This window comes from Cohnella sp. GCM10012308, from assembly GCF_042649185.1.
Classification (GTDB): Bacteria; Bacillota; Bacilli; order Paenibacillales; family Paenibacillaceae; genus Cohnella.
Window position 1 is genome coordinate 351,823 of the sequence record NZ_JBHRYU010000003.1, and the last position, 20,249, is coordinate 372,071.

The window sequence follows — 20,249 nt, forward strand, 5'->3', positions numbered from 1 at the left end:
TGCAGGCTTTTCGACCAACAAAACATTAAAACGCCGGCACGCCAAAAGCGCGCGCTTATCCTCGAAAATACTTGGGCAGCTTGGCGCTTTGACTCGCCTCATGCGCTTCCCCTCGACAGTACTTTGGCTACTTGGCCACGACTCGCTTCATGTGCTTCTCCTCGGCAGTACTTTGGCAGACTGGCGCGCTGACTCGTATCATGTGCTTCCCCTCGACAGTACTTTGGCTACTTGGGCCTCGACTCGCATCATGTGCTTCCCCTCTTCAGTACTCTGGCGGCTTGGCGCGCTGACTCGCGTCATGTGATCCCTCGACAGTAATTTCCACGCCTAAGCCGCATATTTTGTCAAAATTTAAGCGCTGTCCGCGAAAAACGATGGTACCATGAATAGTTAGTACTATCGGGTCCGCGCGCGATCCGGCACAATGGACGTAACAAAGAGTGCGCCAGTCCGAAAGGAGCAACACGACATGACGATGCGCAAAATCAAAATATGCGGCACCGGAAAATACTTGCCAGGACGTCCCGTCACGGACGCCGAGATGGACGAACGGCTGGGCGTCGCCCGCGGGTGGACGCGCCGGACGACGGACGTCGCCGTCCGGTACTTCGCCGACGGCGAGACCGCGTCCGGGATGGGCGCGAAGGCTGCTTACGCGGCGCTGGACGACGCGGGGCTGCGTTTTTCCGATATCGACTGCCTCGTATGCGCCAGCGGCACGCGCGAGCAGGCGCTCCCTTGCACCGCCGTCTATATTCAGCAGGCGATGGGCCAAGAGCGGTCCGGCGTTCCCGCCTTCGACATCGACGCGACCTGCCTCAGCTTTCTCAACGCGCTGGACGTCATGTCGTGCATGATCGCGGCGGGCCGCTACCGCCGCGTGCTCATCGTGTCGACGGAGATCGCGTCGCTCGGGCTGGACTGGCGGCACAAGGAGAGCGCCGCCCTGTTCGGCGACGGCGCGGCCGCCGTCGTCCTGGGTCACGCCGGAGAAGGGGAGCGCTCCGCCATCGCGGGCGCATCCCTGCGGACATACGCGGACGGCGCCGCCTTCTCGGAGATCCGCGCCGGCGGCTCGCGGCGCCATCCGCGCGGACCTCAGCCTGCGGAGCCTGACGATTACCTGTTCCGCATGGACGGTCCGGCGATCTTCAAGATGGCCGCACGCCTGCTGCCCGACTTCGCGGACGACCTGCTGCGCGCGACCGGCTCGCGCATGGCCGACTTCAAGGCGGTTGTGCCCCATCAGGGCAGCGCGATGGCGGTGCGCCTGCTGCGCAAGAAGCTGGGCATTGCCAAGTCGCAGCTCGTGTACATTACGCCCGACCACGGCAACACGATCGCAGCCTCGATTCCCATGGGATTGCATGAGGCGATCCGGACGGGCAGGATCGTCCGCGGCGACCGGGTGCTGTTGATCGGTACGGCCGCGGGACTGACGCTCGGAGGGTTAGTGCTTGATTACTGAGCTGCGACGCGGGACCGGGGCCGAGAAAAGCGAAGGCTTGCCCGGCAGGGGGCAAACAGCGCTCAGCATGACTGGCGACGGCTTGGGCAGCGGCAAACGCATCCTGCTCACCGGCGGCAGAGCGCCCGCCACGCTGGATCTCGCCCGGCTGCTCCGGACGGCAGGCCATACGGTGTTCGCGGCAGAGAGCGCGCCCTATCACCTCTGCCGGGCTTCCCGCGCCGTGGCGCGCAGCTTCGCCGTACCGGCGCCGGCGTCCGATCCCTCCGGCTTTGCGTCGGCGCTGGCGCGGATCGCGGACGAATGCCGCGTCGACGCGATCGTCCCGACATGCGAGGAGATCTTCTATGTCTCGCGGGAGCTGGACCGGTTCGCCGGCCGCTGCGAGGTATTCGCCGCGCCGCTGGACGAGCTCGACCGGCTCCATCATAAAGGCGCGTTTATCCGGCTGGCGGAGGAGGCCGGCCTGCCCGTCCCGCCGACCGCGACCTTCGAAGCGCCCGACGGCTGGCTGCCGTTACTGACGGACGGCGCGTTCGCTGACGGGCTTGTGCTGAAGCCCGCGTATTCGCGCTTCGCCTCGCGCGTCATCGCGGTCGAGCCGCGCGAGGAGCGCTTATCCCCTTCGGTCAGGGAGGCTATCATCCGCAAGCTGGCCGAAGCCGTCGGCGGCGTATCGCCGCGCCGTCCCTGGATCGCGCAGAAGCTGCTGCGCGGCGAGGAATGGTGCACGTACGGCGTCGCGCACGACGGCGTGCTCACCGCGTTCGCCGCGTATCGCAGCCGCTTCCGGGCCGGGCGGGGCGCCAGCATTCACTTCGTCGCCGAAGCGCATCCTGCGCTGGCGGATTGGGTCGCGCGGTTCGTCCGCCACGCGCGCTTCACGGGACAGATCGCGTTCGACTTCATGGAGGAGCCGGGCGGCGCGGTCTACCCGCTCGAATGCAATCCGCGCGCCACGAGCGGCATCCATCTGTTCAGCCCGGCGGACGGGCTGGCAGAGGCGATCCTCGCGCCCGGGCGGCTCGTCGCGAGCGGGTCCGTCGCGACGCCCGCGCCCGGCGCGGGTGCCATGCTGTCTCCCGCGATGCTGACCTACGGGCTCGCGCAGGCCGTCCGCGAACGCAGAATGCGCGAGTGGCTGCGCGCGTTCGCCGGCAGCCGGGACGCGGTGTACCGGCGCGGGGACGCCGGCCCCGCCGCCGAGCAGCTGAAGCTGTTCGCCTGGCTCAGGCGGACTGCGGCCCGGCAGGGCCTGACGCTCCAGGAAGCGTCGACAATCGATATCGAATGGAATGGTGAACGATGACCAGAGCGTTAATAACCGGCGCGACCGGCTCCCTCGGACGGGCGACCGCGCTGCGTCTCGCTGCTGCGGGTTGGACCGTGACCGGCGTCGGACGCAATGCCGAAGCCGGCCGGCGGCTTGCGGCTTCCGGCATCGCCTTCCGCCGGATCGATCTCGGCATGCAGCCGGAGGAGACCGCCGAGGCATGCGCGGGCCAGGATTATGTCATTCACTGCGCAGCGTTGTCTTCCCCGTGGGGCCGCTATCGGGACTTCGAGGCGGCCAACGTCGCCGGAACCTCGCATATCGCGGCCGGCTGCCTTCGCCATGGCGTCCGCAGGCTCATACACATATCGACGCCTAGCGTTTACTTCGATTATAGCGACCGGCTGAACTTGAAGGAGAATGCAACATTGCCTCGCCGGCCCGTCAACGCCTACGCGGCGACCAAGCTAATTGCGGAGCAAGTCGTGCAAGAAGCGGCAGGCCGGGGACTGGACGCCGTCATCCTGCGCCCGCGAGCCATCTTCGGGCCCGAGGACGGCTCGCTGTTCCCCCGGCTGATGCGGGTCAACGAACGACGCGGCATCCCGCTGATCGGCGGCGGGCAGGCGCTGCTCGATCTGACATACGCGGACAACGTAGTTGACGCGCTGGAGGCGGCCTGCCTCGCGCCATCGTCGGCAGCCGGGCAGGTCTTCAACATCTCGAACGGCGAGCCGATACGCTTGATCGACCTGCTGCGACGCCTGTTCGCGCTGCTGGAGCTGCCGCTTCGCACGCGGGAGATCCCGCTGCGCACGGCGCTGGCGGCGGGCGCCTTGATGGAGCGCGCCTACCGGATCATGCCGTTTCTCGGCGCGGAGCCGCCCTTCACGCGCTACACCGTAGGCCTGCTCGCGTACAGCCAGACGCTCGACATCTCCGCGGCGCGTCAGGCGCTAGGATATGCGCCGCGCGTGAGCGTCGACGAGGGGCTGCAGCGATTCGCAGTCTGGTGGAGGACGCACCGATGAGCGCCGCGACGCCTATCGTGCCGGTCGAACTGAAGCTGATGGCGGCGGGCTACTGCGTGCACCCCGAGTTCGTGACGATACGGGGCGGATCGCTGCGCACGGCGGCGTATCCGGCCGGCTTCGCGCTGATTCGCCACCCCGCCCAAGGCTGGATCTTGTTCGATACCGGCTACTCCGCCCGCTTCGAGGCGCTGACGCAGCGGCTCCCTTACGCGCTGTATCGCCGGCTCACGCCCGTTCGCTACCGGGAGGAAGACGCCGCAGTGCGTCAACTGGAGAGACTCGGCATCCGCCCGGACGAGATCGGCACCGTGATCCTCTCGCACTTCCACGCGGATCACATCGGCGGCGCGCGAGACTTTCCGGGCGCCCGCTTTATGTATCCCGAGGCCGCCTACGCGCCGCTGCGCCGGCTCGGGCCGGTGCGGTCTACGCGCGCGGGCTTCCTCCCGGGCTTGCTGCCGGACGGCTTCGCGGAAATGGCGATGCCCATCGAGCGGGCTGCCGCGTGGACGCCGCTGCCCGGCCCTTCGCCGCTAAGCGGCGGCTGGGACCTGCTGGGCGACGGCAGCCTGATCGCCGTCAGCCTCCCGGGGCATGCCGCGGGCCAGATCGGCCTGCTGCTCCATGCATCTGACTGGCAGCGGTCCAAGGCCGATGGCGCAAATGCCGCCACAGCAACCCTGGGATGCATGGTCGCGGCGGGTTCACCCGCACATCCGTCATATCCGCTACATCCGCCGCATCCCGCAGCCCCGCCCCACGCGTCCGGCCCGACGCGCTTCCTGCTCTGCGCCGACGCCGCCTGGTCCAGCCGCGCGCTGCGCGAGAACCGCCCGCCGCATCCCGCCGCCGGCATCGTCATGGACGACCGGCGGGCTTACCGCGACAGCTTCGCGCTGCTGCGAAGCTGGCAAGCCGCGGATCCGGCGCTCGTCATCGTGCCGAGCCACTGCCGCGAATTTTTCCCCATCGACGACCGGGAGGTGTCCAAGCGATGAAAAGAGCCGCCAGCTTCATCCGCCACTACCTGCTTGCCCGGCGCGGCGCCCGCCGCTGGCAGGACCGAATCGCGTTCGACAGCTGGCGCGAGGAGCGGGTGCAGAGCCACGTCGCCCGCGTGCGACGCGCGTCGCCGTTCTACCGCGAGCTGTGGGAAGGCGTCGCCGATGCGGATTGGCGCGCTTTTCCCGAGATCGACAAGACCGCCATGATGGCCGGATTTGACCGCCTTAACACCGTAGGCATCACCAAACAAGAGGCGTTCGCCGTCGCGGAGGCGGCGGAGCGGTCGCGCGACTTCACGCCCGCGCTTGGCGGCATCACCGTCGGCCTGTCGTCAGGCACCTCCGGCAACCGCGGGCTGTTTCTCGTGAGTCCCGAGGAGCAGGCGGCCTGGGCAGGAACGGTGCTCGGCAAGCTGCTGCCGGTCTCGCTGCTTAGCCGCTTTAAGATCGCTTTTTTCCTGCGTGCCAACAGCAATTTGTATGCGTCCGTCGGAGGCCGGAGGCTGAAGTTCGGATTCTACGACCTGCTGGACCCGATCGACGCGAATCTGCAGCGGTTGCGTGCCGAACGGCCGGATCTGATCGCGGCTCCGCCCTCCATGCTGCGCATGCTGGCGGACGCGGCCCTCTCGGGCAGTCTCGAGGGCGTACGGCCCCGCCGGATTATCGCCGCCGCCGAGGTGCTCGACCCGCTGGACCGCGCGGTCATCGAACGGGCCTTCGGCCAGACCTTGCACCAGGTGTATCAATGCACCGAAGGCTTTCTCGGCTGCACCTGCGCGCACGGCACGCTGCATCTGAACGAAGATCTCGTCTATATCGAAAAGGCATACGTTCCGGGCAAACCAGGCACGTTTGTGCCCGTCGTCACCGACTTTTCGCGCCGGACGCAGCCGATCGTCCGCTACCGGCTGAACGACTTGCTCGTCGAGCGTACGGTGCCCTGTCCCTGCGGCTCGCCCTTTACCGCGATCGAGCGGATCGAGGGGCGGTGCGACGACATTTTCTACGCCTCGGCCTTCCAGCCGGGCGCGGCGCCCATTCCCGTTTATCCGGACTTCGTGACGCGGGCGATCATCGGGGCGTCTAGCGAGATCGAGCAGTACCGGGCCGTACAGACGGCGCCGGATCGGTGGACGGTCGAGCTCGATCTGCGTGACGACGACATGCGCCAAGCGGCCGAGTCGCGGATCCGACAGGCGGTCGAGGCACTGTGCGAACGCCTATGCTGCATCGCCCCCGCGCTCTCTTTTACGTCCTATGCACGCATGCCCGGCGACCGCAAACTCCGCCGCGTCGAACGGAGGTACGCACCGTGAGCCTATCGGTCGTTTTTTACGACAGCACGAATATCGAAGATTGTCCCTGGCCCGACACGGTATACGGGCGATACGCAAGGCGTTATCTGCTCCCGATCATAAAGAGCGGCAGCGAGGCATATGTTGGCAACGTCCGTACGCGCCTCCTCGTCATGAGCGTAGACGGCATCCCCGTGCCCGTCACCGTCAATGATGCGGAGTACGCCAACTCCTACGTGTGCTCGCCCTACACGCACTATGTGAGCTATGCCCGGCAGGAGCTCTCGCTGCTCCGCAATCGCGCGCTCATCGTCGCCTTGTCCGCGGTGCTGACCGGAATCGGCGGCCTGCTGAAGGCGACGCGGTTCAACCGCATCGTACACGTCAACAACTGGCTGCTGTCCACCAACCTGTATCCCGCGCTGTCGGACGAACAATGGTCGGCGGCGTTGGACCGCCTGATCCGCGCGTTTCCGGGCCACGCTATCGCCTTCCGGTCCCTTAACGTCTCGCTGAACGCGCGAGAAATGCACCTGCTTCGCGGACGCCGATGCCGCCTCGTGCCCAGCCGGCAGATCTATTTGCTGCGCACCGGCGACCCGGAATTCGCGAATGCCAAAGCCCGCTGGCTGCTGAAGCGCGACCGGGCGCTGGCGGAGAAGCACGGCTATCATGCTGTCGGCCCCGCGGATATCGTGCCGGCGGATATCCCGCGCATCGCGGAGCTGTACAAGATGCTGTATTTAGACAAATATTCGCTGTACAATCCGCAGTTCACGGCGCGTTTCTACGAGCAGGCGCTTGCCGAGGGCACGCTTGAGCTGCACGGCTACCGCGACGTCACCACCGGCAGACTGGAAGCGATCCTCGGGTTTTACGCGCGGGAAGGCGCCATGACGACGCCTCTGTTCGGGTATGACACCTCGCGCCCCCAGGCGCACGGCCTCTATCGGATGCTGTCGGCCCTTCTGATCGGCATCGCCCGCGAACGGGGACTGCTGCTGCACGAGAGCTCGGGGGCGGCGCAGTTCAAGCGCAATCGCGGCGCGGTCGCCGACATCGAGTACACGGCGCTGTACGACCGGCATTTACCCGCATGGCGAAGAGGCAGCTGGTCCGCGCTCGAAGGGCTGCTGGGCAAGATCGGCGTACCGCTGATGCAAAAATACAAACTATAGTCGGGGTCCGGAGGAAAGAGGAATGGCGATGTATGGGAAGGTTGAGAAAACGGCGTTGGTGACGGGCGCGTCCAGCGGCTTCGGCCTGCTCATCGCGATCGAGCTGGCCCAGCGCGGTTACCGGGTCGTAGCCGCGATGCGGGACCCGGGGAAGCAGGCGGCGCTCATGCAGGAGGCGGAGCGAGCTGGGGCGGCCGGAAGCATCGAGGTCGTCAGGCTTGACGTGACCGATGCGGAAACGATTGATGCCGCCGTGTCCGGCATGCTGCGGAGATACGGGCGGATCGGCGTGCTGGTGAACAATGCGGGCATGGCGGTCGGCGGCTTCGCCGAAGAGGTGCCGATGGCGGCTTGGCGGGCGCAGATGGAGACGAACTGCCTCGGCCTCGTGGCGATGACGCGCGCCGTCCTGCCGGCGATGCGGGCGCAGGGCGGAGGTACCATCATTCAGATGAGCAGCGTGAGCGGCCTGTGGGGAATCCCCGGGTTCGGCGCTTATGCCGCGTCCAAGTTCGCGGTCGAAGGCTTCAGCGAGAGCCTTCGCCACGAGGTCGCGCCATTCGGCATCCGCGTCGCCCTCGTCGAGCCCGGCGCGTACCGCACGGCGATCTGGGCCAAGGGCTTCGCGGAGATGCATGGGCAGCCGGACTCGCCCTATGCCGACGCGCTGAAGGCCGTGCTCGGCATCGCCCGCCGCACGGCCGAGACGGCGCCTGACCCGCGCGAGGTCGCCGAGCTTGTGGGGCGCCTGGCCGACAAGCGCCGCATCTCGCGGCTGCGCTACCCGATCGGCCGTGGCGCGCGCCTGCTGCCGCTGGCCGTCAGGCTGCTGCCTTGGCGGGTGATCGAGGCGGCGACGAGGCGCGCCATCGTCAAGGGCGGAAAGACATCGTCCTAGATGCGAACCGTCCGGCTGCCGGCCGTCGCCCTGATCGACGCACCGTACCTGCGTTTCTGATATTCAAGGTGCAAAACCGCTGGCCTTCGGGCATTGACCAACAGGAACACTTCGCCGCCGATCCCCCGCTCGCATTCATCCTTTCTCAAAGTTATAGGTATCGCTGAACAAGTTGTCGTCGTGGAAGGCGATGAGCAGCATGTCGTAGTGTTCGCGCTTCAGGATGCTCTGCAGACTGAACGCGGGATAGTAGCGGCTGTCGTATACGGTCAGCTGGTAGAAATGCCTGGCCAGGTACGGCGTGATCGGATTCATGTAGGAATCCTTAATCAGCAGCACGTTCAGCCGGTTGTTAGCTGCCTCGTTGACGTACGTAATCTGCCGCCGGTCACCGCCATAGATCGACCCGTAGGTATAAGTGCTTCTTCCTGGCTTGAAGCCGTAAAAATTATCGAACGACTTGACCGTCTGCCTTCCGTCTTTGTCGACGACCGCGAATCGCGTGAAGGAGAACGGAGGCTCAGGCGAGTACAAGATCGTGCGGTCGGCCTTTGCCATATTGACGGCGCCATTGATCTGCGTATTCAAGCTGCCCTCGAAGCGCCCTTCCGCCAGCTGCGAGACGTCGATGCGGTCGATGGACAGCGGCTTATCCTCGAACTGGGCGGAGCGCGCGGACAGCTGTTCGATCATCTCCTGGTAAGCGTTGAACGCTCCTTTTATATTCCAATGATGGTCCGTCTCCAGATACATCTCCTCCAGCTGCGACTTGGTATAGGAGCCGAACCTGTCTTCGATATCGATGACGTTCACGGACTTGTCGAGCTTGGACAAAAAGTAGCTTTTGGACTGCGCGTAAGCATCCGTCTGCAGGTAGGCCGGATACAGATGCATCAGCGACTTGGTCCGCGACGGGTTGAAGATGAAGAAGGTCTCGGTATGCTGCTCTTCGGCCGCGCGGACCGTTTCGTTGAGCTTGACCGTCGATTCGTCGATCCGCTCGGTATGGACGATCTGGTCGGGCGTAGGCAGGATCCATTTGTTGTTGATGATCATCAGCTTGGAGACGGTGCGCAAACTCTTGGCCCGGGTGCCGTCCTCAGGCCGCCCCGGCTCTGCAGGGTGCAGCAGGTTCTCCAGCAGCAGGGCGTTGATCAGCTTGGCGTTCTGCTGGCGTTGATACAGCTTGACCATGCCGTCCCTGAGTACGATCTGATCGTTAAAATAGTCGTTCAGCTGTACGAAAAAATGCCTTGTCGTCACCGACTCCGCGCGGATCGCGGGCCACTGGCTTAAATTCCTGTTCTCGATGGCGGAGCTGCCTCTGTCCGGCATGCACAGGCTGACGAGCGCGAATCCGCCTACGATCGTTAGAAAGAAGAAGATGTAGATGACCGATGTTTTTTTATCCAAAATAATCTCCTCTGCCGCTTAAAATCGAAAGTATAAGAACGGATTGTAGGTCGAATTAATCAGATATAAGACGGATTCGCCAAAAAGAAAGAAGTGAAACAGAAAGAGGACAGCTGTCCTTAAGCGGGCCAGCGGAGGGTTGAGCCGTGCACGGACGAGCTTGGGATAGATCGGCACGGCCGCCAGCACCGCTGCCGCGAAGTAGAACCAATTCAGGGATAGCAGCGAGAGCGCGTGGGAATCGAGCAGGTGCCCGCCGCGGACATCAAACATCGCGCCCAGATAGCCCGCCGCATAGTCGAAGTCGTCGGCGCGGAAAAACACCCAGCCGATCATGACGAGCAGCATGACTGCGATATGATTCAGCGGATAGATGCGGTGGAGCAGCTTCTCGAGTCCCGCTTTTTCCAGCGCGATCAGTACCCCGTAGTACGCCCCCCACGCCATAAACGTCCAGCTCGCTCCATGCCAGAAACCGGTCAGCGCCCACACGATCAGCAGATTGCGATACAACCTCCATGGCGCCGTGCGGCTCCCCCCTAGCGGTATGTACACGTAGTCCCTGAACCAGCTGCCCAGCGAGATGTGCCAGCGCCGCCAGAACTCGGAGATACTCCCGGCGATGTACGGATAATTGAAGTTCTCCTTGAATTCGAAGCCGAACATCTTGGCTAGGCCAATGGCCATATCGCTGTATCCCGAGAAGTCGAAGTAAATCTGACCCGTATAAGCGACGATCCCGATCCAGGCGCTAGCGGTGGACAGGTCGCCCGGAGCTGCGGCGAACAGGTCGTCCGCCACGGCGCCCAGCGGATTCGCCAACAGGATCTTTTTAGCCAAGCCCATCATAAAGCGCTGGATGCCCTCAGCGAACTGGACCGAGGCGAAGACGCGATTGCGAAGCTGGGCCGCGATATCGTGGTAGCGGATGATCGGACCCGCCACCAGCTGCGGAAAAAAAGTAATGTACAGCGACAACCGGAATAGATTGCGCTGCGCTTCTTCCTTCCTCCGGTACACGTCGATCAAATAGCTGAGCGCATGGAACGTATAAAAGGAAATTCCGACAGGCAGCGGCACCGGCTCTAGTTGTAGGTTCGTATGGAGCGTGGTATTCACGACATCGACGACGAAGTTCGCGTATTTGTAGAAGCCCAGCAGACTGAGATTCACGACAATCGCGGAGGCGAGCACGAGCTTGCGCCCGCCGTACCGGCTACCCGCAGTCTCAATCCAGATGCCATAACCGTAGTTTAACAGGATGGACACGATCATAAGCAGGATGTATTGAGGCTCCCCCCATGCGTAGAAGATCAAGCTGAACAGGAGCAGCACTGCGTTCTTATATTTAAAAGGAACAATGAAGTACGACGCGAGCACGAGCGGCAAAAAGAAAAACAAAAATCCGACCGAGCTAAAAACCAATACGGCAGCCTCCTCCCGGCGGGACGGCGTCTCGCCAAGGAATCATCATACCAGCTATAACAAAGGTTGTAAAAGGTCGATGAACAGCGAACCCTGACGAAAGCCGGCGGACCTGCTCGGTGCTTAAATGTCAAAAAAGCCGGCGTCGCGGCGGAAACTCCACCACAAACGTCGGCTTCTTCATGAATCTTTTATTACGTTACTCACTTATTACCCTTCTACAGTGGAAACCTCCGCCTTGACCGTCTCGGAAGCGAGCACGGCATGCGGCTTCTTGAGCTTGGCGACGAACAGACTGAGCGGCAGGGCCGCGAGCGCGACGAACGTCGCGATGAGGTACACGTCGTTGACGCTCATCGTGAACGCCATCATCTCGATATGCTCGCGGTTCTGGTCGCCCGCCATCGCCAGGGCCGTACCGTGATCAACCGAACGCGAAGCGAGCAGGGTCGTGAAGATCGCGATCGCGAAGGAGCCGAAGACGTTACGCGTCCAGTTCGAGATGGAGGAAGCGTGGCCGGAGTTTTCCCGCGAGATCTCGTCCATGGCCGCGTTGCTCGACGGCATGACGACGAACGCGATACCCAGGTTCCGCACGATCATCCACCAGATGACGTAAGTGTGCGATACGTCGATGCTGAGCCAGCTGAGCGCGAGCGTGCCGACGGTGAGCAGCACGATGCCGATGGACATGAGCACGCGCGGTCCGACGATATCGTAAAGCTTGCCGACGATCGGCATCATGAGCGCCATCGCGAGCGAAGCCGGGAGCAGGATCAGGCCCGTGTCCATCGCGGACACGTGCTGGATGCGCTGCAGGAAGACCGGCGTCAGCAGCGTACCGGAGTACAGGCTGATCGTGATGATGTTGGCGATAATCGTGTTCAGCGTGAAGCGGCCGTTTTTGAAAACGCGCAGGTTGAGCAGCGGCGATGCGGCCGTCAGTTCCCGCCAGATGAAAAGGCCCAGTATGGCCAGCCCGCCCAGCAGCAGCGAGAGGACTTTCCACGAGCCCCAGCCCCAGCTGTGTCCCTGGCCGAGCGCCAGCAGCAGCGCCGTGCTGCTGGCTACGACGGTGATGAAGCCGAGACCGTCAAACGACTTCGGCACGCTAAGCCGATAATACGGAATGTACAAGTAAACGAGCAAAATCGCAATCAGGCCGATCGGGATGTTCATGATAAACAGCCATTGCCAATCGAAGTTCTGCAGCAAATAACCGCTGATCGTCGGCCCGAACGCCGGCGCCAGCATCGCGGACAAACCCCAGAAAGCGATGGCCATCGGTTGTTTGCCGCGCGGGATGATTTGATAGATAATGGACATGGTAGCCGGGATGATCAGCCCGCTGAAGGAGCCTTGGAGCACCCGGAACAGGATCAGCGAAGCCTCGCTCCATGCGGCCGCGCACAGCGCGGAAGCTGCGGTGAAGCCGATGAGGGAGAACAGGTACAGCCTTTTGTAGCTGAATCGCTCGCCCAGGTAGCCGACGATCGGGGCGGTCGTGCCCATCGCGAGCATGAAGCCCGTGAGCGTCCACTGGACCGAGCTCAGCGTAGTGTGAAAGTGGTCCTTGAGCGGCTCGAGCGCGAGATTGATCGTCGCCGAGGCCAGGACGCACAAGAAGGAACCGATAAAAATGGACAACATAACCGGCCAAAAACGAACCTCCGGCGTCTTCTTTTCCGTATTCATAATAGCTCTCTCCATCTCCCAGCTTTATATGTCTATATTTACATATAGGAAAACGCCATAATATTACTACTCTTCCTCGTCTGTGTCAAAGCAATTTTGCTGATAAAGGAGCAACGATTTGAACACCCTCTCCTACGGTCTGCTGAGCCTGCTCGCGCAATCTTCTTTTTCCGGCTACGATCTGATGCTGCGGATCCAACCGTTCTGGCCCGCCAAGCACAGCCAGATCTATCCGCTGCTCGCCAAGCTCGAGCAGGACGACTACATTAGCTTCGAGCTGGTCTCGCAGCGCGACAAACCCGACAAGAAAGTGTATTCCCTGACCGGCAAAGGCCAGGAAGCGCTCAAGGACTGGTTCGACCAGCCGACGGCCGAGCCCGCGCTCCGTGACGAGATGATGCTGAAGGTGTTCTGCATGTCCTATGCCAAGCGCGAATCCGCCCGGAAAATGCTCGCCGACCGTCTGACCTTCCACGAGGAGCAGCGGCTGAAGTACGAGAGCAAGCTGGGTGAGCTGATGGAAAAAGCCGAATGGCCCGAAGCAGGTTTGCCCGAGCCTTCCCATCCGCTATTTGGCGCTTATCTGCTCACGCGCAAGGCGATCATGTCGAATCAAACGAACACCGAGTGGTGCAGGTGGGTGCTGAGCCTGCTGCCGGAAGGCGATTGAGGACGTCCTGACGTCCTCGCACCCGCCCCATCCGGCCCATCGCCTCCACTACGAGAGGCGTTTGCCGTAGCAACCGCCGCATCCGGCCCATCGCCTCCACTACGAGAGGCGTTTGCCATCGCACCGGCCCAATCCGGCCCATCGCCTCCACTACGAGAGGCGTTTGCCATCGCACCCGCCCCATCCGGCCCATCGCCTCTACTACGGGAGGCGTTTGCCATAGCAACCGCCTCATCCGGCCCATCGCCTCCACTACGAGAGGCGTTTGCCATCGCACCGGCCCAATCCGGCCCATCGCCTCCACTACGGGAGGCGTTTGCCATAGCACCGGCCCAATCCGGCCCATCGCCTCCACTACGAGAGGCGTTTGCCATCGCACCGGCCCAATCCGGCCCATCGCCTCCACTACGAGAGGCGTTTGCCATCGCACCGGCCCAATCCGGCCCATCGCCTCTACTACAGGAGGCGTTTGCCATAGCAACCGCCGCATCCGGCCCATCGCCTCCACTACGAGAGGCGTTTGCCATAGCAACCGCCGCATCCGGCCCATCGCCTCCACTACGAGAGGCGTTTGCCATCGCACCGGCCCAATCCGGCCCATCGCCTCCACTACGGGAGGCGTTTGCCATCGCACCGGCCCAATCCGGCCCATCGCCTCCACTCCGGGAGGCGTTTGCCATAGCAACCGCCGCATCCGGCCCATCGCCTCCACTACGAGAGGCGTTTGCCATAGCAACCGCCGCATCCGGCCCATCGCCTCCACTACGAGAGGCGTTTGCCATCGCACCGGCCCAATCCGGCCCATCGCCTCCACTACGGGAGGCGTTTGCCATCGCACCGGCCCAATCCGGCCCATCGCCTCCACTACGAGAGGCGTTTGCCATCGCACCGGCCCAATCCGGCCCATCGCCTCCACTACGAGAGGCGTTTGCCATCGCACCCGCCCCATCGCTTTTGAACCTGTTCCCCTGCTCTTCTGCTCTATTCATCCAGCCCCATGAATTGCCGCTTCTCTATAGATCCACCTCGACCATCGATTGCGCCATCGTCGGATTGTCGGTGATGATGCCGTCGATCTGGAACTTCAGCACTTCCTTCAGCGCCCGCCTGTCGTTGACCGTCCACACCCATACCTCGCGGCCGCCGGCATGCGCCTGATTCACGAGCTGCTTGGTCAGCATGATCTGCTCGACCGTGTAGAAGTCGACGTCCAGCGCGGACAGATTGCCGAGCGCGAAGTACAGGATCCGTCCGATCTTGATGTCGGGATCGATGGTCCGGATATGCCGCAGCGCGTCGCCGTCGAACGACTGGACGTAGGCGTCCTGCTCCATCCCGGTCTCCCGGATCAGCCGGACGACTTCCTCGGCCAGCGGCTCTCCCGCGCCGTACGGCTTGAGATCGACGATCAGCTTGATGCGCCCCTGCGCCTCGGACAACACCTCGCCAAGCGTCGGGATCCGCACCGTTTCCCCATTCTCGTCCTCCCCGAGGTCCAGGCTGCCAAGCTGCGCGTAGGTAAGGTCGGATATGCGCGCGTTCTTGCCGGTCATCCGGAGCAGATTCGCATCGTGGAACAGCACCGCGACCCCATCCTTGGTCAACTGCACGTCCAGCTCCGCCGCCGTCATGCCCTTGTCGATCGCAGAGAGAATCGATTGCAGCGAGTTCTCCGGACTGCCGGTCGTGTCGCCGCGGTGCGCCGCGATCAATACGCTCCACTTGGCGTAGACGAGACTGCCGTTCGCCCGCAATCCGATAAATAACGACAGGCTCACATAGATGACCGCCACGGACACGAACAGCAGGCGTCTTTTACGCAGCCCCTTCAAATAACGTCCGACGCGGCCTTCCAGCCGCCCGAGCCTGCTGCGATATATAGCCAAGTGATCCTGCGGCTTCACGCCATGGGAACGGCCGAAGTTGTAAAACAGCCGCGTCAGCAGGATGATATTGACCGGCAGGAGCAGCAAGGCGAACATGTATGTCAAAATAGTCGACAACGTCAGCGAGTAATGACGGGAAAAGATTGTCAGCACGTTGATGTTCAGCCAAGAGGGCAGGTAGGAAAGCGACGAGATGGCCGCCGAGCCCGCTGCGAATACGGTCGCGTTGAACAGGAACAGCGACAGGAAGAGCTGTGTCCGCCTGCCCCGCGTCAGCGCCTGGCTGCTGCGAATCGCCTGGGTCGTCGTCTTCCCCTCCAGCACGATGAAGTGCAGGGCGAATACCCACCGCAGCAGCGCGTACAACGCGGCGACGATAAGTACGGCATACACGAACGTCATCGTGAACGATGCGTCGGCCACCTCGCGGTTCAGGAAGACCGGAACGTTGAACAGCGCGTAAAACGAGGCCGACAGCGGCGAGTCGATGAACGGAATCAGCACGAGCAGCATGAACATCAGCTGAAAAATACCGAAGCCGAGCAGCCGCGGCGTCTGTCGGATCGTCGTTTTTACCGCATCCGCGATGGCAATGTTTTTGCCGAAATAATGCTGCTGCACGAGGACGATCAGCACGATCAACTCGATCAGTACGGCGAGGGACGCGACCATGCCGATCAGCGCGAGACCCAGCACGCCATCGTAACTCTGTCCAAGCCGGTAGACATCGCCGTTGAGCAGGGAGCCGGAGCCGACGACCGTCAGAATCCGGTTGAACATGTACGTAATGACGGGTACGACGATGAAGCTCGTGGCCAGCATATACAAGTATTCGAAAAGCAGGAGCTTCGGATAAGTGGCGCGAAAATCGCGGAAGGCTCTGCCCAGCAGTCTAAACATATCGATTCATCCCAGTTCTAAAGTTAAGTATGAAGGCTTGCGAAGCCCGGGTCTTCTAATCATACCATCCTCGTAAAGTACCCTCCCCGCACGATTCCCACGCTTCCGGAACGCCGGACTAGGCATGCGCATACGTTATCCTATGTTCAAACAGACGGAGGTATCGCCATGAGCTCAACGTACGCCACCGGCGGCGCTTCGACGCCGCTCTACCAATGCGCATCCCATGTCCATGAAGCGCTGAAATCCGTGAAGGACCACATGCACGGGCTTTGCGCCCAGCACGCCGGCAAGCTGGCCAGAGTCGAGACGCTTGAAGGCGATGTGTTCGAAGGACACCTCATGCACAGCGACAGAGGCATCCTGTACATGAGCATCCCGGACAGCCGCGCCTTCTTCCCCGGCCCGCAGGTTCCGTTCGGAAACCCCGGCTTCGTGCTGCCGCTCGTGCTTTTCAACCTGCTGACCATCTCGCTGCTCTAATCGCAGCAGCCAGCCTCATTAATGACGAGGAGTGAGAAATAATGGCCTTTATGCCACCGATCGGACCGCAAGGCACGCAGCAGGCGCCTACCGCGCCGCCGCCGCAGTCTCCGCCGCCGAGACCGCTCACCGCATCGGCCCTTGCCGTCGATCCGGGCGCCATCCGCGGCTGCCTGTTCCGCAACACGTACATCTGGCCCCGCAACGGCCAAGGCTTCTGGTTCTATCCGACTTTCGTAGGCAGAACCTCGGTGTCCGGCTTTAGGTGGAACGGCTTTTTCTGGATGTATTCCGGGATCAGCCTGGACCGGATCGAATCGTTTACTTGCTTCTGAGCAGAATTCGCAAAAAAAAGAAGCGGGCGCCGGATCGACCGGTGCCCGCTTCGCGTTTAAGGCTGAATCTCGTCCGCTGTCCACTCGAATATCCAAGGGCCGCGCAGGACCGCGGTCGGCCTCGTGAACGTCACGGTGACCGACTTGGCGTTGGGCTCCACCTCGAACTCCATGTACTCGACTGCCCCGGTGCGGTCATCCAGCTTGGCCATCGAGCTCCTGTCGACATCAAGGTTATATAGCATGCGGTCCGGCTGCTCCTCTGTGTGAAGGTCCGTATAAATCCGCAGACTGCCCGGCTTCACGCGTTCGGTCTTGGTGATCGTAACTGGGTATCCCGCGATCTCGAATGTCTTGTTTAGCCCCTCGGTCGTAACGGCCGGCAGCTTCACGGTCACCTCTTCGGGATAAGCGACGCTGATCTCCGGAATGCTCATCGTATACGAAGCCCCTAGCCGGTCGCTTAGCGGAAAATAAAATTCGCTCTGCGGAGCGCCCATGCCCCGCACGAACGATAGCTCGAGCGGTGTCCCCGTTTCATCCATCACGGTCAGAGGATTGTTCGAGCCATATCGCGCCGCTGTGATGATCCCATAGCTGTCGATCCGAAAAGAGGTCTGAGGCGGCGATACCAGCGAAATCCTCGCCCGGTCGCCCACGCGGTCCGCAATCGCAGTCACGGAGAGTCCGTTTACCGATGAAGTCTTGCCTAACTCCGCGTAGCTGGCAGCAGCAGTCGCCTGCTCGAGGCGCGCTTCGACCTCCCTCGCCGGTTGCAGCGGCAGCCGGATCTTGATCGCCCCCTTCAGGCTCAGCCTGCCCTTTTGCCAGAAGGACGTGGTCCACTCGTCTGTCGTCCACGAGGCCATCGTACGCTTCAGGGTTAGCGCCTCGCCTTGCTCATTCACCAGTTCCAGACTGTCTATGCGCGGCGCCTGCTCCCCCGTCATCGTAATATACGTCATCTCTTCATCGGACAGGATGCCGGTGATCGTGATTTTACCTTTGCCAATGTCAAGCACGATCGGCTTCTTTAGCACGTACCGCTCGGACGGCGATTCTTCCTCCGTCACGATCCCCGTGCCCGGCGAGAATTGAAACGTCTTGCGCAGCGCGGCCCACACCCGGTCATGGTTCGCGATGCCCGCCGACAAGACGAGCAAAGCAAGCAAGGCGGCGGCGATCGCCAGCGCGCGCTTGCCCCGGCGTCTCTCCAGGTACCGTCTCTTCGGACGCTGTCGTTCCAGCGCCGCCGCCGCGATCCCCGCACGGCTCCGCTCGCGCAGCTCGTCCGGGAGGGGGATCGACTCCATCAACCTTTTCAACTCATCGGTAGGCATCCTGCCCCTCCTCTCCTGCTCGCTGCTTGAGCCTCGCCAGCGCACGATACAGTATCGTCTTCGCAGTCCCCAACGGCAGCTCCAGCACCTCGGACACTTCGCGTATCGTCAGATCATAGTAATATCTGAGCACGACGACCTGCTTCTCCGTCGCATCCAACGCTTCGAGCAACGCTTGAAGCGAGAGCGCCAGCGGAATGTCGTTCTCATCCGCTCCAACCAGCTTCTCCTCGTACGCCGGGTCCCATGGCGAGACCTTATTGCGCCTTCGATAGATGTCCGTGGCGCAGCGAATCGCGATTTTCATCAGCCAGGTTTTAAAAAACTGCGGCTCCTTTAATCGGCCGAGTGCCTTATAAGAACGGCAGGCCGTCTCCTGCACGGCGTCCAGCGCATCCTCGGGATTGCCCAGATACACGAATGCCGCGCGGTACAGATCGCCTTCGTACTGTCCGAACAGCTCCGCATACGCCTCGCTGTCGCCTTTTTGCGCTCGTTTGAGTAACTCCAGAATCTCCATCACCCGCTTCGCCATTGCTACAGCTTCTATACATTAGACGCGCGGCCGGTCGATTTGGCTTTGAGTACGGCCAAGCCCCCTATCCTCGCCGACAAATAGCTGTTAAAAGACATCTATCCGGATACGAATCTCCCCATTCAAAGAAATAATGGCTCAAAAGCATCTAATCCGCCTGCGCCGGCCAATTTTCATTCTTTTGCCGTAGATTAAATGCCTTCTAGCAACTATTCAATGCAGAATATCGAGCCGCGAGTAAATAACTGCCTTTTAACACTTATCGCATCTCCCACCACGCCTGACAACGCAAAAATAGCCGGACGCTCCCGCGCCCGACTCTTCATGTAATCGTCCGTTCTGCCTCGCTCCCTGCCCCGGCCGGTTCAGCTAGACAAAACTTCCCGACTCTACTCCGGCTTGGCCGCCGACAGCGCCCGGCGCGCTTCACCGCCCTCGTCCATCCCTTTGCCCTCGCCCGTCCCCTTGCCCTTGCCGCCTGACAGCAGCCAGCCGCCCACGGCAATCAAGATCAGCACGACGTAGAACGTCAGTTTCCAGCCCGTAGACTCCGCAAAGTCGTGCGGGATGACGTGCAGCGACGGATGCGCCAGCGTGTGCACCGCGAGCTTGACGCCAACCCAGCCGACGATGACGAAGGCGGCGATCTCGAGCGACGGACGACTCTCTAGCAGCTTTACGAACAGGTTAGCCGCGAAGCGCATAATCAGCAGTCCGAGGAATCCGCCCAGGAAGATGACGGCGAAGTGTCCGCCGTCCATGCCGCCGATGCGCGGCAAGGTCGTCTCCGGCAGCGCGACTGCGAGCGCTACGGCCGCGAGGATCGAGTCGATCGCGAAGGCGATGTCGGCGACCTCCACCTTGATGACGGTCGCCCAGAAGCCCGACTTGGGCTTCGCGCCCGTGTGCGGCTCCGCGTCCCGCTCGCCCTTTTTCACGATCGCTTTTCTGAAAATATGATTGAGTGCGATAAACAGCAAATACAGCGCGCCAACCGCCTGCACCTGCCAGACGTCCACCAGAAACGAAATCGCGAACAGCGAGGCGAAACGGAACACGAATGCCCCCGCGAGACCGTAAAACAAAGCTTTCTTCCGTTCCTTCTCCGGCAGATGCTTGACCATGATCGCCAGCACGAGCGCGTTGTCGGCGGCGAGCAGCCCCTCGAGCGCGATCAGCACGAGCAGCACCCAGCCGTATTCCATCAGCAATGCAAAGTCCATGATTAATCCTCCTCTTTTCGAAGTTTGTGCCGAATCGTCGGCCTGCCGCCCGTTCATCCCTCGAACAAAACAAAAGAGACCTCTGCCTTGTTCAAGGGCAAAGGTCTCGCTAACAATGCCATAGTCGGCAATGCCAATAAAGCCGGAGAGCAAGCTCTCGTATTGACGACTTTATTGTGGCAGCTACT

The 20,249-nt window shown here is 62.1% G+C and carries 17 protein-coding genes; 10 read left to right on the forward strand and 7 right to left on the reverse strand.

All coding sequences use genetic code 11. The features are described 5' to 3' along the window. Positions 1–472 precede the first annotated feature (472 nt). Genes ACFOTD_RS06830 through ACFOTD_RS06860 form a run of 7 tightly spaced genes read left to right on the forward strand, consistent with a single transcriptional unit; the run spans position 473 to position 8,156 of the window. Positions 473–1,471 carry a beta-ketoacyl-ACP synthase III gene (locus tag ACFOTD_RS06830; RefSeq protein WP_378117011.1) on the forward strand — a complete coding sequence of 333 codons (999 nt, stop codon included), beginning with the start codon at positions 473–475 and terminating at the stop codon, positions 1,469–1,471. Continuing rightward, positions 1,461–2,780, forward strand: a complete 1,320-nt coding sequence (locus ACFOTD_RS06835) for an ATP-grasp domain-containing protein (RefSeq protein ID WP_378117013.1) — start codon at positions 1,461–1,463, stop codon at positions 2,778–2,780. The genes ACFOTD_RS06830 and ACFOTD_RS06835 overlap by 11 nt, the downstream gene beginning before the upstream one ends. After that, positions 2,777–3,775 (forward strand): NAD-dependent epimerase/dehydratase family protein, encoded by a 999-nt coding sequence (locus ACFOTD_RS06840; protein ID WP_378117015.1) that lies wholly within the window; start codon positions 2,777–2,779, stop codon positions 3,773–3,775. The genes ACFOTD_RS06835 and ACFOTD_RS06840 overlap by 4 nt, the downstream gene beginning before the upstream one ends. Beyond that, positions 3,772–4,776 (forward strand): MBL fold metallo-hydrolase, encoded by a 1,005-nt coding sequence (locus tag ACFOTD_RS06845; RefSeq protein WP_378117017.1) that lies wholly within the window; start codon positions 3,772–3,774, stop codon positions 4,774–4,776. The genes ACFOTD_RS06840 and ACFOTD_RS06845 overlap by 4 nt, the downstream gene beginning before the upstream one ends. Continuing rightward, the gene (locus tag ACFOTD_RS06850) at positions 4,773–6,101 is read left to right on the forward strand and encodes a F390 synthetase-related protein (RefSeq protein WP_378117019.1); all 1,329 of its coding nucleotides are present in this window, start codon (positions 4,773–4,775) and stop codon (positions 6,099–6,101) included. Before ACFOTD_RS06845 ends, ACFOTD_RS06850 begins: the two co-directional genes overlap by 4 nt. Next, positions 6,098–7,258, forward strand: coding sequence for a GNAT family N-acetyltransferase (locus ACFOTD_RS06855; RefSeq protein WP_378117021.1), 1,161 nt, complete (start codon positions 6,098–6,100; stop codon positions 7,256–7,258). The genes ACFOTD_RS06850 and ACFOTD_RS06855 overlap by 4 nt, the downstream gene beginning before the upstream one ends. Before the next feature lie 22 nt (positions 7,259–7,280). Continuing rightward, positions 7,281–8,156: an SDR family oxidoreductase gene (locus ACFOTD_RS06860; protein ID WP_378117023.1), complete on the forward strand. Its 876-nt coding sequence runs from the start codon at positions 7,281–7,283 to the stop codon at positions 8,154–8,156. A 135-nt stretch (positions 8,157–8,291) separates the two neighbouring features. Here ACFOTD_RS06860 and ACFOTD_RS06865 read toward each other — a convergent pair whose 3' ends face one another. The 3 genes from ACFOTD_RS06865 to ACFOTD_RS06875 all read right to left on the reverse strand — a co-directional run bounded on the left by ACFOTD_RS06865 (position 8,292) and on the right by ACFOTD_RS06875 (position 12,689). Next, positions 8,292–9,569: a DHHW family protein gene (locus ACFOTD_RS06865; protein ID WP_378117024.1), complete on the reverse strand. Its 1,278-nt coding sequence runs from the start codon at positions 9,567–9,569 to the stop codon at positions 8,292–8,294. 18 nt (positions 9,570–9,587) lie between these two features. Next, on the reverse strand, positions 9,588–10,994 hold the full coding sequence (locus tag ACFOTD_RS06870; protein WP_378117026.1) for an MBOAT family O-acyltransferase: 1,407 nt from the start codon (positions 10,992–10,994) through the stop codon (positions 9,588–9,590). A 210-nt stretch (positions 10,995–11,204) separates the two neighbouring features. Next, positions 11,205–12,689: a DHA2 family efflux MFS transporter permease subunit gene (locus ACFOTD_RS06875; protein ID WP_378117028.1), complete on the reverse strand. Its 1,485-nt coding sequence runs from the start codon at positions 12,687–12,689 to the stop codon at positions 11,205–11,207. 118 nt (positions 12,690–12,807) lie between these two features. Here ACFOTD_RS06875 and ACFOTD_RS06880 point away from each other — a divergent pair, with 118 nt between their 5' ends. Beyond that, entirely contained in the window at positions 12,808–13,359 is a 552-nt protein-coding gene (locus ACFOTD_RS06880) for a PadR family transcriptional regulator (RefSeq protein ID WP_378117030.1), read from the forward strand. Between the two features lie 1,013 nt (positions 13,360–14,372). Here ACFOTD_RS06880 and ACFOTD_RS06885 read toward each other — a convergent pair. Further along, the gene (locus ACFOTD_RS06885) at positions 14,373–16,145 is read right to left on the reverse strand and encodes a glycerophosphoryl diester phosphodiesterase membrane domain-containing protein (RefSeq protein WP_378117032.1); all 1,773 of its coding nucleotides are present in this window, start codon (positions 16,143–16,145) and stop codon (positions 14,373–14,375) included. Positions 16,146–16,313: 168 nt separating this feature from the next. Here ACFOTD_RS06885 and ACFOTD_RS06890 point away from each other — a divergent pair, with 168 nt between their 5' ends. Next, the gene (locus ACFOTD_RS06890) at positions 16,314–16,628 is read left to right on the forward strand and encodes a hypothetical protein (protein WP_378117034.1); all 315 of its coding nucleotides are present in this window, start codon (positions 16,314–16,316) and stop codon (positions 16,626–16,628) included. 41 nt (positions 16,629–16,669) lie between these two features. Next, positions 16,670–16,963 (forward strand): transporter, encoded by a 294-nt coding sequence (locus ACFOTD_RS06895; protein WP_378117036.1) that lies wholly within the window; start codon positions 16,670–16,672, stop codon positions 16,961–16,963. 56 nt (positions 16,964–17,019) lie between these two features. Here the strand turns inward: ACFOTD_RS06895 and ACFOTD_RS06900 are convergent, their stop codons facing one another. The 3 genes from ACFOTD_RS06900 to ACFOTD_RS06910 form a co-directional block, all read right to left on the reverse strand. Beyond that, positions 17,020–18,303: a hypothetical protein gene (locus tag ACFOTD_RS06900; protein ID WP_378117038.1), complete on the reverse strand. Its 1,284-nt coding sequence runs from the start codon at positions 18,301–18,303 to the stop codon at positions 17,020–17,022. Continuing rightward, positions 18,290–18,838 (reverse strand): sigma-70 family RNA polymerase sigma factor, encoded by a 549-nt coding sequence (locus tag ACFOTD_RS06905; protein WP_378117040.1) that lies wholly within the window; start codon positions 18,836–18,838, stop codon positions 18,290–18,292. Before ACFOTD_RS06905 ends, ACFOTD_RS06900 begins: the two co-directional genes overlap by 14 nt. A gap of 389 nt (positions 18,839–19,227) precedes the next feature. Continuing rightward, positions 19,228–20,061 (reverse strand): TerC family protein, encoded by an 834-nt coding sequence (locus tag ACFOTD_RS06910; RefSeq protein ID WP_483862632.1) that lies wholly within the window; start codon positions 20,059–20,061, stop codon positions 19,228–19,230. Positions 20,062–20,249 lie beyond the last annotated feature (188 nt).

What these genes read in the sequence shown, in the direction of transcription:
- ACFOTD_RS06830 (WP_378117011.1), top strand. Translation starts at nt 473, where the DNA reads ATGACGATGCGCAAAATCAAAATATGCGGCACCGGAAAATACTTGCCA.
- ACFOTD_RS06840 (WP_378117015.1), top strand. Translation starts at nt 2,777, where the DNA reads ATGACCAGAGCGTTAATAACCGGCGCGACCGGCTCCCTCGGACGGGCG.
- ACFOTD_RS06845 (WP_378117017.1), top strand. Translation starts at nt 3,772, where the DNA reads ATGAGCGCCGCGACGCCTATCGTGCCGGTCGAACTGAAGCTGATGGCG.
- ACFOTD_RS06850 (WP_378117019.1), top strand. Translation starts at nt 4,773, where the DNA reads ATGAAAAGAGCCGCCAGCTTCATCCGCCACTACCTGCTTGCCCGGCGC.
- ACFOTD_RS06860 (WP_378117023.1), top strand. Translation starts at nt 7,281, where the DNA reads ATGGCGATGTATGGGAAGGTTGAGAAAACGGCGTTGGTGACGGGCGCG.
- ACFOTD_RS06875 (WP_378117028.1), bottom strand. Translation starts at nt 12,689, where the DNA reads ATGAATACGGAAAAGAAGACGCCGGAGGTTCGTTTTTGGCCGGTTATG.
- ACFOTD_RS06885 (WP_378117032.1), bottom strand. Translation starts at nt 16,145, where the DNA reads ATGTTTAGACTGCTGGGCAGAGCCTTCCGCGATTTTCGCGCCACTTAT.
- ACFOTD_RS06890 (WP_378117034.1), top strand. Translation starts at nt 16,314, where the DNA reads ATGAGCTCAACGTACGCCACCGGCGGCGCTTCGACGCCGCTCTACCAA.
- ACFOTD_RS06895 (WP_378117036.1), top strand. Translation starts at nt 16,670, where the DNA reads ATGGCCTTTATGCCACCGATCGGACCGCAAGGCACGCAGCAGGCGCCT.
- ACFOTD_RS06900 (WP_378117038.1), bottom strand. Translation starts at nt 18,303, where the DNA reads ATGCCTACCGATGAGTTGAAAAGGTTGATGGAGTCGATCCCCCTCCCG.
- ACFOTD_RS06905 (WP_378117040.1), bottom strand. Translation starts at nt 18,838, where the DNA reads ATGGCGAAGCGGGTGATGGAGATTCTGGAGTTACTCAAACGAGCGCAA.
- ACFOTD_RS06910 (WP_483862632.1), bottom strand. Translation starts at nt 20,061, where the DNA reads ATGGACTTTGCATTGCTGATGGAATACGGCTGGGTGCTGCTCGTGCTG.